The sequence below is a fragment of the Corynebacterium auriscanis genome (assembly GCF_030408435.1).
GTDB classification, from domain to species: Bacteria; Actinomycetota; Actinomycetes; order Mycobacteriales; family Mycobacteriaceae; genus Corynebacterium; species Corynebacterium auriscanis.
In genome coordinates this window covers 1,493,826-1,509,511 of record NZ_CP047046.1, presented here as the reverse complement: position 1 = coordinate 1,509,511, position 15,686 = coordinate 1,493,826, and the positions used below count along the sequence as shown (strand labels likewise).

Here is a 15,686-nt window from a genome sequence, read left to right as displayed (position 1 = left end):
ACGATTAAAGTGTGCCGTATGAACATCCATGCTCCCTTCGCCGGCATCGTGCGCTTCTTGGTGGCCGATGGCACGTCCGTGGCTACCGGGCAAGAGCTGGCCATTGTGGAGGCAGTGAAGCTCGAAGCTCCCGTGCTCGCCCCTGGGCCCGGGGTGGTGGTGCGAACCATTCATGAAGACTTCGTCGATGTCTCCGGCGGGGATGTGTTGATGCAGCTAGAACCTATCCAGGAGGATCGTGCATGACCCGAATCATCGCAGGCACCGCTCGAGGCCGCCGCATTTCTGTTCCCAGTGAAGGCACCCGCCCCACCAGCGACCGTGCCCGCGAAGGGCTGTTCAGTTCCCTCGAGGCGCGCTTTGGTGTGGCAGACGAGGTTGTGCTGGATCTCTTCGCCGGCTCGGGCGCACTGGGGTTGGAGGCCGCGTCCCGTGGAGCGGCGGAGGTCACCCTGGTGGATAACAATCCTCGCGCGGTCAAAACTATCCTCGATAACGCCAAGGTTGTGCACGAACACCCGCGGATCCGTGTGGTTGAAGCCAAGGCGTCGGTCTTCGTGGCCGGCGCACAACGCAACCACTACACCATGGTGCTGGCGGACCCGCCATATGATCTTTCGGATGACGCCGTCGCGCACATGGTTGAAGCATTCATTCCGCTGCTGACCCAGGATGCCGTTGTGGTTGTAGAGCGCCACAGCGATTCGGCGGAAACCGCATGGCCGGCTGGATTTGAAACGACGGGGCAGAAATTAAAGAAGCGCACCTTTGGCATCGCTCGGTTTGATATGGCGATCTGGCGAGGTCGCGATTAGGTTGGATGTCATGCGAGCAGTTTGCCCAGGTTCTTTTGATCCGATCACTCTAGGCCACTTGGATATCTTCACGCGTGCCGCCGCCCAATGGGACGAGGTGACAGTGTTGGTCACGTACAACCCCAATAAGAAGGGGTTATTCACGGCGGAGGAGCGCGTGGAGTTGATCGAGCGGTCTATTGCCGATCTTCCCGATGCGCCTCAGAACATCACGGTGGATGTGTGGGATAGGTTGCTGGTGGACTACTTGAATGCTCACGGTATCAAGGCGATGGTTAAGGGGTTGCGTAGTTCGCTGGATTACGAATACGAATTGCCCATGGCGCAGATGAATCACCGCTTGTCTGGGGCGGATACGTTCTTTCTGTTGACGAAACCGGAGTACGGCTACATTTCTTCCACGTTGTGCAAGGAAGTCGCGAAGTACGGTGGCGATATTTCCGGTTTGTTGCCTGCCACGGTGGTAGACGCGGTTCGGGCCAAGTACGCGTAGACTTCGGCCAAATTCTGACCTGTTTCTGGTGTGTCACGATGCAACGGGTGTGACTAGTGGTGCATGATGGACACCATGTACAAAACTTTCCAGGGTATGGACGACCTCCAGCAGATGGTGGAGCAGGCCTATGGTGTGCCCATGACCTCCAACTGCATGGTGCCGCGACGCGAGGTGCTGGACATCCTCGATGAGATGCGCAACGCAATCCCCATCGAACTCGACGATGCCCAGGACGTACTAGACCACCGTGATGACATCATCGGCGAGGCGCAGGATCGCGCCGACAATACCATCAGTGAGGCGGAGGCAGACCGCGACGCCATCTTGGCTGATGCGCGCGCTCGCGCCGATGAAATGCTGCGCGATGCCGAAGATCGCGCTAACACCACGGTAGCCCAGGCCGAGGATCAAGCGGACCGCCTCGTCACGGATGCCCGGCGAGAATACGAGCAGACCACGTCCCGCGCTGCTGCAGAAGCCGATCGACTGGTGGCAGAAGGCAACGCCTCCTACCAGCGCTCGGTGGATGAAGGCATCGCCGAGCAGCAGCGCCTCGTCAGCGATTCCGAGGTTGTGCGTAGCGCGGAAGCCGAGGCTAAGCGCATCGTGGAATCCGCCCACGCGGATTCCGATCGTCTGCGCACCGAGTGCGACCGTTACGTGGACTCCACCCTGGCCACGTTCGAAGAATCGCTATCCAACACTCTGCGCACCGTGGGCCGGGACCGCGCAGCGCTGCGCAAGGGCGCTGGCGCAGCCGGTTACCGTTCTGACCGTGATGCGGGTAGAAATTGAGGGTATGAGCAACCCTTTCATCCTTGATGTACAGGACATCCCCACCGGGCTGACCGAGCCCGTCGATACTTCCGGCCCATCGCCCGTGCGCTGGGGTGGCAACATGCTTGCCGTGGAAGAAGGGCAGCCAGTGGAAGTCCACGGCACCCTGTCCAACTTGGGCGAAGCCGTTATGGTGCGTGCCACCGTGACGGGTGAAGCGCGCGGCAAATGTGGTCGCTGCCTGCAGGAGATCAACACTGAATTCAATTACGACATCAGTGAAGTTTTCGGATTCTCTCCGGAATTCATCCGGGGAGATGCAGTCGATGACGAAGAAGACGAGCCGATGCTGGTGGAAGATAACAGCGTAGATATCACCCAGTTGGTATTGGACGAGGCGGGCCTCAACGTTCCGTTTAACCCTACCTGCGAGTTCTATGACCTCGACTGCAACGAGGAAACGCCAGAGCCCGATGGTGTTGTAGAGGAACTGGAGCAGGAGGAGAAGCCGGACCCCCGCTGGGCCGGATTGGAAAAATTCAAGTTGGGGGAGGGTAATTAGTGGCTCGTAAACGTCGCCTCACAGGAGAGGCAGCCCTCAATGCGGCTTACACGAAAACCGATCACACCCCGCTGCGGAAGGCGTGGGGCGTCGATATAAGTGACGACTACCTGCGCCTAGCCTTAACCCACCGCAGTTTCGCCAACGAGAACGACAACCTGCCGAACAACGAGCGCCTAGAGTTTTTGGGCGATGCCGTGCTGGGGTTGGCGGTGGCCGAGCAGTTATACCGGCAGTTTCCGGACCGTACTGAATCGGAAATCTCTAAAATGCGTGCGGGTGTGGTCAACATGTACGCTCTCGCGGACGTGGCCCGCGAATTGGGTGTGGGGCCAAACGTGCTGCTGGGGCGCGGTGAGATGCGAACGGGTGGCGATGACAAGCACTCGATTCTCTCCGATACGGTGGAGGCCATTCTGGGCGCCATCTACTTGGAACACGGTTTCCAAACCGCCCGCGAGACCGTCTTACGCATCTTCGAGCAGCGCATCACGGCGGCTCCAACGGTCGGCCTGACCATGGACTGGAAGACGGTCTTGGTGGAGAAGCTGTCGGATCTCGGCCTGGGTGACCCGGTGTACGCATCGCGCGGTGAGGGGCCGGAGCACAACCAGACCTTCCACGCGCGACTGGTGGTCACGTCTAAACGGCTGCAGGCCGAGGCCGATACCGTCACACCGGAATCCGTTCCCAGCGAACTGGTGTACTTGCGCACGACGGGCGAGGGACACACGAAAAAGGAGGCCGAGCACGCTGCTGCGAAGGCCGCGGTCGCCCAGCTCAATAAGCGCTAGCGCCCGTTGATTCGCTCAACTGCTGATCCCTATGCCGGAATTACCCGAAGTTGAAGTGGTCCGCCGCGGCCTAGAATCCCATCTCCTAGGCCGTCGCTTCGCCGCCGTCGAGGTACGCCATCCCCGGGCTGTACGCGGGTTTGACCCCGCCACTTTTTCTTTTTTACTTGACGCCACGCGCATCCGCGATATCGCCCGCCGCGGAAAATACTTGTGGATGGTGCTGGAATCCGAAGGTGACGTGCCCGATAGGGCACTGTTCGTTCACCTAGGCATGAGTGGCCAGATGCTGGTGAACCGGGAGAACGCACCGGTAGCCAAGCATGAGAGAATTCGCGCGACTTTCGTGGATGGCACCGTGCTGTCTTTCGTGGATCAACGAACCTTTGGCCGCTGGGCGGTGATGGACTTGGTGCCTGATCCGCACGGTACAGCAAGTGCAGATACAGCAAGTGCAGGTCTACCAAAGGTGCTTAAGATTCCCGCGGCTGTTGCCCACATTGCGATGGATCCCTTGGAACCTGGGTTTGACCTCGAGGCAGCCGTCGCACGGATTAAGTCCAAGAATTCTGAGATCAAGCGGGTGTTGTTGGATCAGACCGTGATTGCGGGCATTGGCAATATTTATGCGGATGAAGCCCTGTTCGCCGCCGGGGTGCGACCACGTCGGCGCGCTAGTAGCCTGAGCCGTCCCACCATCCGGCGGATCGTGGAACAAGCCAGGGCCGTGATGGTGCGCGCGTTGGCTGAAGGTGGCACCAGCTTTGATTCGCTGTATGTGAATGTGAACGGGAACTCGGGGTACTTCGCGCGTTCGCTGCAGGTCTACGGGAGGGCAGGACAACTCTGCCGCGTGTGCGGCACGCCTATCAAGCGCATTCAGTTCGCTGGGCGATCGTCGCACTATTGCCCGGTGTGCCAGAAGTAACCCCGGGATCCAGCGCCGAGCGCGCCCAGCTTCAGCAGCCTTTCCGGCAGGTTATGACTGCTCTTCCAGCAGCTCTTCCAGCAGGTTTTGCACGCGGGAATCTATATCATCACGAACCAAACGCATGCGCTCCATGCCCTCGATACCGCGAGACGAAGGCTCGTCAGTGACCCAGCGCTCTAGCGTTCCTTGGGCTCCTTCGGGCAATTCCAGCTGGGCATCCTTGCCCAAGATGATGACACGGTCTACGCGCGCGAGGAGTTCGGGATCCACTCCCTTTGGGGTGCCGTCGGACATGTCCGCACCCGTTTCCTTGAGTGCAGCCACGGATTCGCTGTTTAGTTTCGTTCCGGGGTGGGTGCCAGCAGAGTGGATTTCTATTTCTCCGGTTGCGCGGAAGCGAGTGAGTGCCTCGGCCATTTGAGACTTCCCGCCGTTGGACTTGCATACAAATAGTACGGAAGGGGTAGACATAAGTGTCCTTAATTGCTGTGAGTCGGGGAGGAGGGGGCGTCGGAACTAAAAAGGCGCGGCCGCAACCACAGGGCAACGTAAACCAATGCGACCAACACCGGCACCTCAATGAGGGGACCAATCGTACCTGCGAGTGCCTGTCCCGAGGTTACGCCAAAGGTGCCAATGGCCACCGCGATGGCCAACTCAAAATTATTGCCCGCGGCAGTGAAGGCCACCGACGACGACCTTTCGTAATCTAAACCGGCAGCCCGGGAGGCAAAGATACCGACGAAGAACATCACCACGAAGTACCCCAACAGTGGTAGCGCCAACCGGGCGACGGTGCCGGGGCGGGAGGTGATGTGCTCGCCTTGCAGGGCGAACAGCAATACGATGGTGTATAGCAAGCCGATCAGAGCCAGCGGGGAAACCACAGGCAGGAAGGTGGATTCGTACCAATCGCGCCCGCGGGTTCGTTCTCCAATGATCCGCGACAGGGCCCCCGCGATCAAAGGGATGCCCAAGAACACGACCACTGAGGTGACGATGGCCCAGAACGAGAAACCAGCTTTCGTGGTATCCAACCCCAGCCAACCGGGCAGAACCTGCAGGTAAAACCAGCCCAACACGCCGAACATGAGAACTTGGAACACGGAGTTAATGGCCACGAGGACGGCTGTGGTCTCTCGGTTGGCGCATGCCAGATCGGACCACACGAGCACCATGGCGATGCAGCGGGCGAGGCCCACGATAATGAGCCCGGTGCGCAGCTCGGGTTCATCGGGCAGGAAGATCCATGCCAAAGCGAACATGAGGGCCGGACCCACCAGCCAGTTCAAAACAAGAGAGACCGCCATGAGGCGCTTGTCGGCCACGATCCCACGGACCTTGTCATAACGCACCTTGGCCAGTGGCGGGTACATCATCACCAACAAACCAATGGCAATGGGGATCGATATACTGCCCACCTCCATGGAACTCAACCATTCGCTCAACCCCGGAACGGCTCGCCCCAGCAACAATCCCGCTGCCATGGCCAAACCGATCCACAGGGGCAAGAAACGATCGAGGAAAGACACGTTAAGAAAATCCCTTTCATCATTGTGTGGAATCGGCTTAAGGTTACGCGTATGGAATCGACGCCCCACATTTACCCCGCCCTCGTTATCGGTGGGGGCCAGTCAGGATTGGCAACGGCTTACTATCTGCGGCGTTTCGGGATTGAATACTTAATCCTCGATGACCAAGATAAGCCCGGCGGTGCGTGGCTGCATGTGTGGCCGACGATGACGTTGTTCTCCAACGCGGCTTCTTCCAACTTGCCGGGGAAACCGATGCCGGGGTATCCGGGGTTTCCGCCGGCAAGTCACGTTATCGATTATCTGGCGGAATACGAACGGCGCTACGGACTGAACGTGGAGCGAAGCGTGACAGTCACCGATGTCGAGTTCCTCCCCGTTGGCACACTGGCCGAAACTTCGGACCGTCCCACCTACGTCGTCACCGCCTCCGACGGACGGCGCTGGTATGCACACAACATCGTGGCTGCCACGGGCACATGGTCGCAGCCTTTCATTCCCACGTTGCCGGGCAGCTATGCGGGGCAACAGTGGCATTCGGCGAACTATCCCGGCCCTGTACCTTTCCAGGGTGCGAGTGTGGCCGTGGTGGGGGCCGCGAATTCCGGCGCGCAGATTGCCGGGGACCTCGTCGCGGATCCCAACGTCGGGCCCGTCACGTGGTTCACGAGGCACGAACCTCGCTGGATGCCCGACGATGTGGACGGGCGCGTGTTGTTTCGCCGCAGCCGGGAGCGCCTCCTAGCGATCCAGCGCGGGGAACCCGATCCGGGGCCGGATTCCCAACTGGGGGACATTGTGGCTTTGCCGCACCTGCAGCGTTTGCGGGATGCGGGAGACCTCTACTCGACGTCCATGTTCAGCAGCCTCAATGAACTCTCAACCGATCACCTCATCTGGTGCACGGGGTTCCGGCCGGCGCTGCGCCCATTCCGGCACGTGCTGAGTGGGCGAGACCCATTGCATAAGGGTTTCTTTTTCGTGGGATACGGAAACTGGGTGGGACCGGGTGCGGCGACCATCACCGGGGTGGCACCGTTTGCACGACAAGCTGCGCAAGCCATTAAAAATGCGTAAAACTCGGCCACCCCGTAGAAAGCCTATGGAATAGGGCACTGGTGCTGTAAGTTTTTCCCCATGCAACAAATTGAGGACTTTGTCGTTAACGTCATTAACGACAACTACTGGATGGTCATTCCATGGCTGCTGCTGTTAGCGGGCGCCTACTTCGGTATTCGTACCCTGCTGGTGCAGATTCGTCTGTTGCCGGACATGTTCAAAATGGTGGGTGAAAAGCCCAAGAGCAAGTCCGGGGAGTCTATCTCTGCCTTCCAAGCCTTCACCATCTCCGCAGCCTCCCGCGTGGGTACCGGCAACATCGTGGGCGTGGCCATCGCCATCACGCTAGGTGGCCCCGGTGCGGTGTTCTGGATGTGGATGATCGCGCTGGTCGGTGGCGCCACGGCCTTCGTGGAATCAACCTTGGCGCAATTGTTCAAATCCCGTGACGGCAAAGGTGGCTACGTTGGTGGCCCGGCCTATTACATGACCCGAGGTATGAATGCTCGCTGGTTGGCTGTCATCTTCGGCGTGGCCATCACGATCACCTACGGTTTTGTCTACAACGCCGTGCAAACTAACTCTGTGGTGGATGCCATCAACACCTCCTTCGGCCTGGAATCGCTGACCGCAAAGGTCATAGTGGGCCTGTGTATGGCCGCCCTCACCGCCGTGGTGATCTTCGGCGGTGTGCAACGCATCGCTTCGGCTACCCAGGTGATAGTGCCCTTCATGGCTGTTGCGTACCTGCTGATCGGCATCTTCGTCGTCGCTATCAACATCACGGAAGTCCCAGGCATTATTTCCCTCATCGTAGGCCATGCACTGGGATTCAAGGAGGTTGCCGGAGCAGCAATGGGCGCGGCTTTCATGAACGGTATGCGCCGTGGTTTGTTCTCCAACGAGGCTGGCCAAGGTTCCGCACCCAACGCAGCTGCGACCGCCGCGGTATCCCACCCCGTGAAGCAGGGTCTGGTCCAAACCTTGGGCGTATATTTTGACACTCTGGTCGTTTGTACGATCACCGCGCTGATTATCCTGCTTTCTAACCCTGCCTATGGCGAAGGAGTTCAGACTGCCAACCTCACCCAGCACGCATTGAGTTCCGAGGTTGGTGCGTGGGGCACCCACTTCATCACGTTCATTTTGTTCTTCTTGGCGTTTTCTTCCGTCTTGGGTAACTACTACCTCGCACAGGCCAACGTGCAGTACTTTACGCAGAGCAAGGGTGTGATGACCGTTTTCCGCGTACTGGTTGTCCTATGTGTATTCGGTGGCGCCATCGGCACCGTTCCGCTGGTGTGGGCCCTGGCCGATACGTTTGCCGCGACCATGGTGGTTATCAACCTCATTGCGATCGTTCCGCTGGGTGGTTTGGCCTTCAAGCTGCTGGCCAACTACTCCGCGCAAAAGGCACACGGCTTGGATCCGATCTTCCACAGGGAAGACTTGCCGGGTGTGAAGAACATCGAGTGCTGGGATGGAGACGCGCCGGAGCTGCAGCGCACCGACCAGCACCGGCAAGCGGATACCGCCGTCAGCTAGGCCAGCACCACACAACACCACACCGCACCACACCGCAACGCACCGCAACGCACCGCACAGCCCGGCGTAGATGCAGTGCTAAAATCGCCACGATGTATCTCAAGTCGTTGACCCTCAAAGGCTTTAAGTCCTTCGCGTCTTCGACGACCCTAAAACTGGAGCCGGGCATTTGCGCCGTGGTTGGTCCTAACGGCTCCGGTAAATCAAACGTCGTCGATGCCTTGGCGTGGGTGATGGGCGAACACAGCGCCAAAACCCTGCGTGGCGGGAAGATGGAAGACGTCATTTTCGCCGGCGCCGGCGACCGCAAGCCTCTGGGGCGAGCCGAAGTCACGCTGACCATCGACAATTCCGATGGCGCGCTGCCCATTGAGTACACGGAAGTCTCCGTTACGCGCCGCATGTTCCGCGACGGCGCCAGCGAATATGAAATCAACGGCTCCAAAGCCCGCCTTATGGATATCCAGGAGCTGCTCAGCGACTCGGGCATAGGCCGCGAAATGCACGTCATCGTGGGGCAGGGGCGCCTATCGCAGATCTTGGAATCCCGGCCTGAAGAGCGCCGCGCGTTCATTGAGGAAGCAGCGGGGGTGCTGAAACACCGGCGTCGAAAGGAAAAAGCCCAGCGCAAACTGGTGAATATGCAGGCTAACCTGGACCGCCTGCACGACCTCACCGACGAGTTGCACAAGCAGCTGGGCCCACTCGCACGGCAAGCGGATGCTGCGCAGAAGGCCTCCACGGTGCAGGCCACCATCCGTGAAACAAAGGTGCAACTAGCGGCGCACCAAGTGAAAACCCTGTCCGCGGAGCTCGCGGAGGCCTCCACCCGCGCGGAATTGGCCGCCGAGCAGGTGGAGGAGATTCAGGACGCTCTAGAAACCCATTCGGCCACGCTCACGACGACCGAAGAGGAACTGCGCACTGCCCTGGAGCAGGCCGAAGCGGCCAAGCACCTGTGGTACCGGTTGTCCGCAGTGGCCGAGAAGAACTCCGCTACCTTGCGCATCGCCGCGGACCGTGCCCAGCAGCACAACGTCGTCTCTTGGTCCGGCTCGGATCCCGAGCAGCTGTTGCTGCGGGCCGAGCAAGCCGAGGAAGAACAATTCGACCTCGACGAAGCCGTCGAAATGGCCGCGGAGCGCCTAGAGTCCATCGCCGAGGAAGTCGCGGAGAAGGAAGAAGCCGCGCGTATCGCGGAAAAGGAACACTTCGCCCAAGTGCGGGCCATCGCAGATCGCCGCGAAGGCGTGGTCCGCCTGCTGGCCAGCCACGAATCGGCCACCAAGCAGCTGGAATCCGTGACCGCTGAAGCACAGCGGGCGGGCGAGGCTGTGGAGCATTTGCAGGAAGCCCTGGACGCCGTGGCCGAGGAACTAGCGGAAGCCACCGATGAGCTCAAGACGGTCGAATCCAGCGGTGCCGGGCTGGCCGAGCGCACCGAACGCGCGGAAAAGGAAGTCTACGACGCCGAATCTCGCGCCGAGGAGTTGCGCGCCGCTCAACTTGCCACCGAACGCGCGATCGCCACGGCGGAGGCCACTATCGCCGCGTGGGAGGAGCGCCTGCGACCGTCCGATGGCGCTGTCGTTGCCGTGCGTGCCGCGGAGGCTGAAGGCGTGGATATCACCGCGCTCACGGAGCACATCACAACCACTGACGGTTGGTCCGTAGCACTGTCCGCCGTATTGGGGGAGGCCGCCGTTGCTGGCTTGGTCATCGATTCCACTGATGATTCTTCGGCCGACGCCCTGCTGACCGCGCTCCACGATGCTGCCCAGGGGCGGGCGGTTGTGCTGCAGCCGCAATCCACCAAACCATGGCGGTTGGATACTTCACCGTTAGTGGGAACGTGGTTGCTCGACCACGTGGAATGCTCCGAGGTCGCACAAGGCCCAATTAACTCTTTGCTCGTCGACGTGGTGGCAGTGGACTCTGCGGCGGACGCGCGCCGTGTGGTTGCGGAGGATCCCCGCCTGCGCGCGGTGACCCCGACCGGCCAGGTTTTCGGTGCCGGTTGGGCTGCCAGCGGCCATGGCGGATCCACACCCGTGGAGTTAGCAGAGAAGGTGGCTGCGGAAAAGCAGGGCGTCGAAAAGAAAAAGAAGCAACTGGCGGACCAGCAGGCATCTCTCGATGGAGCACTGGAAACCGCCAGTGACATGCGAACAGCGGCGGCGACTGCGCGTGCGGCGGATCAGGAATACAGGGCCGGCAGGCGCGCAGCCGAGCAACGGGTGGCGGCCACGCAAAAATCTTTCGATGCCGCGCGTAACCAACTGGAGCGCGCTGTGGCCAACCGCGATCAGGCGGAACAACGCCAAAAGGAAGTTGAGGCTCAGGTTGAGGAACTGGCCGATCGTGTGAGCCGGGTGGACAATGAGGATCACGAGCAAGAACCCTCCACCGCCGGTCGCGATGCGGCAGCCAGCCAATTGCAGCAAGTTCGTGCTATGGAGATGGAGGCCAAGCTGGCGCTGCGGTCAGCCCAAGAGCGCGCGGAATCGGCACGGGGGAAGGCGGAGGCCCTGCGCCGCCAAGCTCGCCATGAAGAACAAGCGCGGGCCCAGCACGAGAAAGCGCAGGCTGCGCGCCAAGCGGCCCGGGTAATGGCTCAGGCGGTGCAGGAACAGGCTTCGCGGGTGGGCCAGCGTATTGCCGAAGCGCTAGAGCGCGCCGATGATAACCGCACGGTGACCGAGCAGTCCTATAAGCAGTGGCAATCCACTATGAGCCAGCAAAAGGACAAGGTCTCAGCCTTGTCTGCGCAGTTAGGCCGGTTGACGGATAACGCGCACTCCGCGGAGGTGGCCCGTGCCCAAGCCCAGGTGAAGATCGAGCAGGCGGTGCAATCCGCGCTGGAGCAGCTGGGGCTCACAGCCGAGCAGCTGCTGGCGGAAGAATTGCCGGACGACTTTGATCCCACCGCTACCCGCAGCGAGCTGAAGAAGGCGGAGAAGTCCCTGAACTCGCTGGGCAAAGTGAACCCTCTCGCCTTGGAGGAATTCAAAGCTCTGGAGGAACGCTACAATTTCTTGGCGCAACAGTTGGAGGACGTGGAACAGGCGCGGCGGGATCTGCATAGCGTTATCCAAGAAGTCGACGATACGATCCTCGCCCTGTTCACCGATGCGTGGCAGGACGTGGAAGCAGAGTTCCCCCGAGTGTTCGCCACGCTGTTCCCAGGTGGTGCGGGCCGTTTGGTTCTGACAGATCCGGAGGACATGCTGACCACGGGCATTGAGGTGGAAGCGCGACCACCGGGTAAGAAGGTCAAGCGGCTGTCACTGCTATCGGGCGGTGAGAAATCGCTGACGGCGCTGGCCATGCTGGTGGCGATCTTCCGGGCTCGCCCTAGCCCGTTCTATGTCATGGACGAGGTGGAAGCGGCACTGGACGATGTGAACCTGCGCCGCCTTATTGCACTGTTTGAAGAGCTGCGGAATGATTCGCAGTTGATCGTCATCACCCACCAAAAACCAACCATGGATGTGGCGAACGTTTTGTATGGTGTGACCATGCGGGGCGACGGTGTGACGCGCGTCATTTCCCAGCGAATGTCGCCCGCGACCAGCTCTTAAACCCGGGGGCACCTCGTGGCTGGAGTGTCGGCGGGCGTGGTTAGAATGGTCGCGTGACTTACAGCCCGATTGCAGACCTGCAGGACACTCTTCTTCCATGGGCCTCGACTACTGAGGCCCGTTTGGAATCCGAATTTGCTGAGACCCAGCTGTTCGTGGAGTTGGACATCAACGGTGACGAATTGGAGCGGATGACCCGCTTCTTCGGCACATTCATATCGCGACAAGTTGAGGCTGGTTCCTCGGAAAGCGCACTGCTGGAGGCCTGCCCGGCACTCACCGCGGCCACCTTGCTTTCGCGCGCGGCGCGGTTTCACCAAGTGGGTGAGCTGTCCTCGGAGTACTGGTCCGGTTTGGGCCTGGAACCCACACCCGCGCGCCGCAAGCTCATCGACGGCCGTTACCGGGACATCCTCGCGGCCGCGGGGTTGAACACGTTCGATGAAGTCACGGGCGGTCCGGACGGCGAACTTGGTCGATTGTTCGCCCACGTGGGTGTGGCTACTGACTGGGTGCCCGAGCTCATTGAGCTGATTGATTCTCGACGCCTCGACGGGTCCGCCCAGGGGGAGCTCGCGGCGGAAGCTCAGGCACTGGTTGCGATCCTGGCAGAACAGCCCCGCCAGGTGGGGCCCTTGTGTGCCACGTTGCCCGAAACGGCTGCCACCTTGTTGCGCCCGGTCGTGGCGACGGTTCGTTATGCGGCGGATAATTCCGAAGGCTGGGAGTATGCGCTGTTGGCTGGGGAAGTCGAGGGTACAGAGAAGTTCCCTGCGCTGATCCGTGAGGACGTCGTAGAGGAATTGCGCGAACGACCTGCCGGGACCCTTGAGCGGCGGCATAGCGTGGGCGTCGCTCGGAAAGAAGACCAACCGCGGTTCCACTTGGATGTAGAACGCCAACGCGTGCTGCTGCGCTTGCCGGCCCAGCCATTGGGGGAGGAAGACGGTGCGGAAACGCGCTGGCGCGTGGATTTCGATGGCAGGCCGGGGGCGTTCCGCGCGATGCGCAGCGACAACCCGGCCCGCGTGGAATCCGAAATCGTAGATGTACCGGTGCGCCACCCACTGCGCGAGGTGCGGGTGCGCAACAAGTACAGCGACCACCACTGGCATTTGCCGATGGTGAACTCGGCTACCGACCCGGTGCTGCTGTTTACCGTCCGCGGCCACGACGTCACCGACCACGTGTGTTTGCACCACAGCGAGGTTTTCGTGGTGTGCCCGCAGGACTCGGTGGCCAAGGATCCTGTGCGTGACCAGATTGTTCCGGTTCTGGCAGAGCACGGCATGAAAACGTGGGACGGCTGGGTTATCCGTCAATTGGACCTATCCGAATCGCTGGCGTTGCACGTAGAGCGCCCGGGCGAGCCGCAGCCGTCAATGCTGGGCGTGCGCGCGATTGACCCCCGCCAGCGCGTGCGGTTCATCGAACCCGACGAGCCACTGCCCGCGGTGCGCACGCTTGCGGGTAAGGCCATCCACTCTGAGTCTCTGATGGTGGAGTTCCCGCCGACCATTTCGGGAGCGACCGAAGAGTGGTACTTGTCCGTATCCGCGTACGCGGGGCCGGGTGAGATCGGCGAGGAGGTCTCCGAAGAACAGCCTCTCGAGGTTCCCGCCGAGGGTGGAGCATTCGATGTATTCGACCCCGAGGCCTACGATTCCCCGTGGGCGGGTGAATACCTCGTGCGCTTGCGCGGGCCGCGTAACGAGTCGTTCCGCCACGAATATGCGCTGGTGGAGGGCATGTCCGTGGAAGTGGAGATCGAAGGCCCCAGCTCGCAGACCCGTCTGCCTATGCGCGGTGGCCTCAGCCCAGCAACGGTTCGCCTGCGCCCGGGTGAGAAACCGTTCCTGCGGGTCAAGCCGATCACACTCACTGCGGAAGACAGTTATGCGCTGGCCTCAGTGGAAACCGACGCCGGTGACGCACTGCCCATCGTGGTTCGCCCCCCATGGATCCGTTACCAGCTGACGTTGCACGGGGAGGACCCCATGTGGCGCACCGAACCGATCAACATGGCGAAGGCGTGGTTGAACACCGATTCGCGTTTCCGCGTGCGCCCGGGCGCGCCCATGGACGACCCGCGCTTTGTGGTCCGCGATCGGCACGGCAACCCCGTGCGTACGCTAGCGCTGACCACGGTGGATAACGTGACGTGGTTCGTGGGGCTTTCCACGATCGCCAGCAGTATTGCGCTGCTGAGCCAGGGCAGCATCGAGTTCGAATTCGTAGATCCCATCGCCGCCCGTCGGGTAAGCGTTCGCCTGGCGAATTTGGTCTCGGATGGGGAGTGGGGCGTCGAGATTGAAAATGGCCGCCTGAAGATCCACAGCGAGGTCCCCGGCCAGCTGGAAACCATGGGTGCGTGGGTGTGGCCGCTGACCGCGCCGTGGGAATCCGCCCGTTTTGTGGATTACGACGGGCAGCTGCCTGCGGATCTCACCGACGCGGGCCCGTTGAGTGTGCAGCTTTTCCACCAGGATCGTTTCAGCCACCTGCGGCCACCAGTGGTCGCCGGGACACGGTCGGTCAAGGTGGATGCCCCTGGTTACTTTGTCGGGGACGACGCCGATTCCCCCTGGGCTCACCTTTCCGCCTTCCTAGCGGGGGAGCGCGAGGACATTCCTACAGACCCGTCCGTGTTGTCGACGTTGTGGGACGTACAGGCGGGTTGGCTGGCTGGGCGCTTTGAGGTGATGGATAAGCTGCGTGAGGCCTTAACACACGATCCACGCGCATCGATTGGGGCCATGTCACGGTCCCTGGTTCCGGCCGGTGACCGGCCTGCGCAGTTCATTGCGTCCGGGTTGGTGCATACGCCGATGGCGCGTGCTGTGGGCGAGGCGGAACAGGCCACTGGCGATGTTGAACGCCACGGCGATACCCCGTGGATTGCGGCGCTGGAGATTTTGGACGAGCTGTCCCGCATTGACGATGAGTCCGCTGAAGCCCGCAAGCTGCGTGCGGAATTGGGCGAAGTTGCCGGTGCCCCTCTGGTGCAGACGGTTGAGACCGGGCGCGACGTTTCCCTAGATACCGCCTGCATTGATAACACGACGGTGCAGATCGCGCACATGGATCCAGCGCAGCAGAAGGCGGTGCTGGACATGTTCTTCGGTGGTGCGGGGGTGGTACCGGGAGCGTTGAGCGAGGAGAACAGCCGTTTGATCGCGGTGTTCGATACGTTCAAGAAACGCCAGGAGCTGTCCGACTTGCTGGGTGACCCGCAGCTGATGAAGACGGCGGTGGCGGTGTTGCGCCGGGTGAAGTCGGCGAACCGCCAGCTGTACTTGTCTGCGCGTGTGCGTTTTGATCGACTGTCGGGCGTGGATACCGACACGCCGGCCAACCGGTGGGCGCTGGCACCGGTGGTCAGTATGATTTTCGCGTTGGCTACTCGCATGCATGCGCACGGCCACTTGTCCTCGCTGGGGCAGTTGCCACAGGCGTATGCCGGGTGGGCGGATATGGCTCGATTGGTTCCGGATCTTGTCACTGGCGATATCGTCTCGGCTGATGCCATGGTGCTGGGTATCTTTGGCCCCCGGGTTAAGGAGTAGGACCCCCGGTCGTCGGACTGTTTGCAGC

General features: G+C 61.1%; 13 protein-coding genes. 11 read left to right on the top strand and 2 right to left on the bottom strand.

The window, feature by feature from the left end; translation table 11 throughout:
* Positions 1 to 18 precede the first annotated feature (18 nt).
* From CAURIC_RS06380 to mutM, 7 genes are all read left to right on the top strand, one after another.
* Positions 19 to 246 carry a biotin/lipoyl-containing protein gene (locus tag CAURIC_RS06380; RefSeq protein ID WP_035115020.1) on the top strand — a complete coding sequence of 76 codons (228 nt, stop codon included), beginning with the start codon at positions 19 to 21 and terminating at the stop codon, positions 244 to 246.
* On the top strand, positions 243 to 815 hold the full coding sequence (gene rsmD, locus CAURIC_RS06375) for a 16S rRNA (guanine(966)-N(2))-methyltransferase RsmD (protein WP_035115022.1): 573 nt from the start codon (positions 243 to 245) through the stop codon (positions 813 to 815). The genes CAURIC_RS06380 and rsmD overlap by 4 nt, the downstream gene beginning before the upstream one ends.
* Positions 816 to 825: 10 nt before the next feature.
* A complete protein-coding gene (gene coaD / locus CAURIC_RS06370) occupies positions 826 to 1,308 on the top strand; it encodes a pantetheine-phosphate adenylyltransferase (protein ID WP_035115024.1) in 483 nt (160 codons plus the stop codon).
* A gap of 75 nt (positions 1,309 to 1,383) precedes the next feature.
* Positions 1,384 to 2,106 (top strand): DivIVA domain-containing protein, encoded by a 723-nt coding sequence (locus tag CAURIC_RS06365; RefSeq protein WP_035115080.1) that lies wholly within the window; start codon positions 1,384 to 1,386, stop codon positions 2,104 to 2,106.
* Between the two features lie 4 nt (positions 2,107 to 2,110).
* On the top strand, positions 2,111 to 2,650 hold the full coding sequence (locus CAURIC_RS06360; RefSeq protein WP_035115026.1) for a YceD family protein: 540 nt from the start codon (positions 2,111 to 2,113) through the stop codon (positions 2,648 to 2,650).
* A complete protein-coding gene (gene rnc, locus CAURIC_RS06355; protein WP_035115028.1) occupies positions 2,650 to 3,444 on the top strand; it encodes a ribonuclease III in 795 nt (264 codons plus the stop codon). The genes CAURIC_RS06360 and rnc overlap by 1 nt, the downstream gene beginning before the upstream one ends.
* A 31-nt stretch (positions 3,445 to 3,475) precedes the next feature.
* Positions 3,476 to 4,372 (top strand): bifunctional DNA-formamidopyrimidine glycosylase/DNA-(apurinic or apyrimidinic site) lyase, encoded by an 897-nt coding sequence (mutM, locus tag CAURIC_RS06350; RefSeq protein ID WP_035115030.1) that lies wholly within the window; start codon positions 3,476 to 3,478, stop codon positions 4,370 to 4,372.
* A 51-nt stretch (positions 4,373 to 4,423) separates the two neighbouring features.
* Here the strand turns inward: mutM and CAURIC_RS06345 are convergent, their stop codons facing one another.
* Together CAURIC_RS06345 and arsB are read right to left on the bottom strand one after the other, a co-directional pair.
* Positions 4,424 to 4,846, bottom strand: a complete 423-nt coding sequence (locus CAURIC_RS06345; RefSeq protein ID WP_035115032.1) for an arsenate-mycothiol transferase ArsC — start codon at positions 4,844 to 4,846, stop codon at positions 4,424 to 4,426.
* 8 nt (positions 4,847 to 4,854) lie between these two features.
* Positions 4,855 to 5,907, bottom strand: coding sequence for an ACR3 family arsenite efflux transporter (arsB, locus tag CAURIC_RS06340; RefSeq protein WP_035115034.1), 1,053 nt, complete (start codon positions 5,905 to 5,907; stop codon positions 4,855 to 4,857).
* A gap of 51 nt (positions 5,908 to 5,958) precedes the next feature.
* Between arsB and CAURIC_RS06335 the strand changes: the two genes are divergently transcribed.
* The 4 genes from CAURIC_RS06335 (at position 5,959) to CAURIC_RS06320 (ending at position 15,658) form a co-directional block, all read left to right on the top strand.
* Complete coding sequence (locus CAURIC_RS06335; protein ID WP_290182143.1) at positions 5,959 to 6,984, top strand: NAD(P)-binding domain-containing protein; 1,026 nt, start codon at positions 5,959 to 5,961, stop codon at positions 6,982 to 6,984.
* 60 nt (positions 6,985 to 7,044) lie between these two features.
* A complete protein-coding gene (locus CAURIC_RS06330) occupies positions 7,045 to 8,511 on the top strand; it encodes an alanine/glycine:cation symporter family protein (protein WP_035115036.1) in 1,467 nt (488 codons plus the stop codon).
* 92 nt (positions 8,512 to 8,603) lie between these two features.
* Positions 8,604 to 12,092 (top strand): chromosome segregation protein SMC, encoded by a 3,489-nt coding sequence (gene smc, locus CAURIC_RS06325; RefSeq protein WP_290182138.1) that lies wholly within the window; start codon positions 8,604 to 8,606, stop codon positions 12,090 to 12,092.
* A 53-nt stretch (positions 12,093 to 12,145) separates the two neighbouring features.
* Positions 12,146 to 15,658 (top strand): hypothetical protein, encoded by a 3,513-nt coding sequence (locus CAURIC_RS06320; protein ID WP_035115038.1) that lies wholly within the window; start codon positions 12,146 to 12,148, stop codon positions 15,656 to 15,658.
* The last annotated feature ends 28 nt before the right edge of the window (positions 15,659 to 15,686 follow it).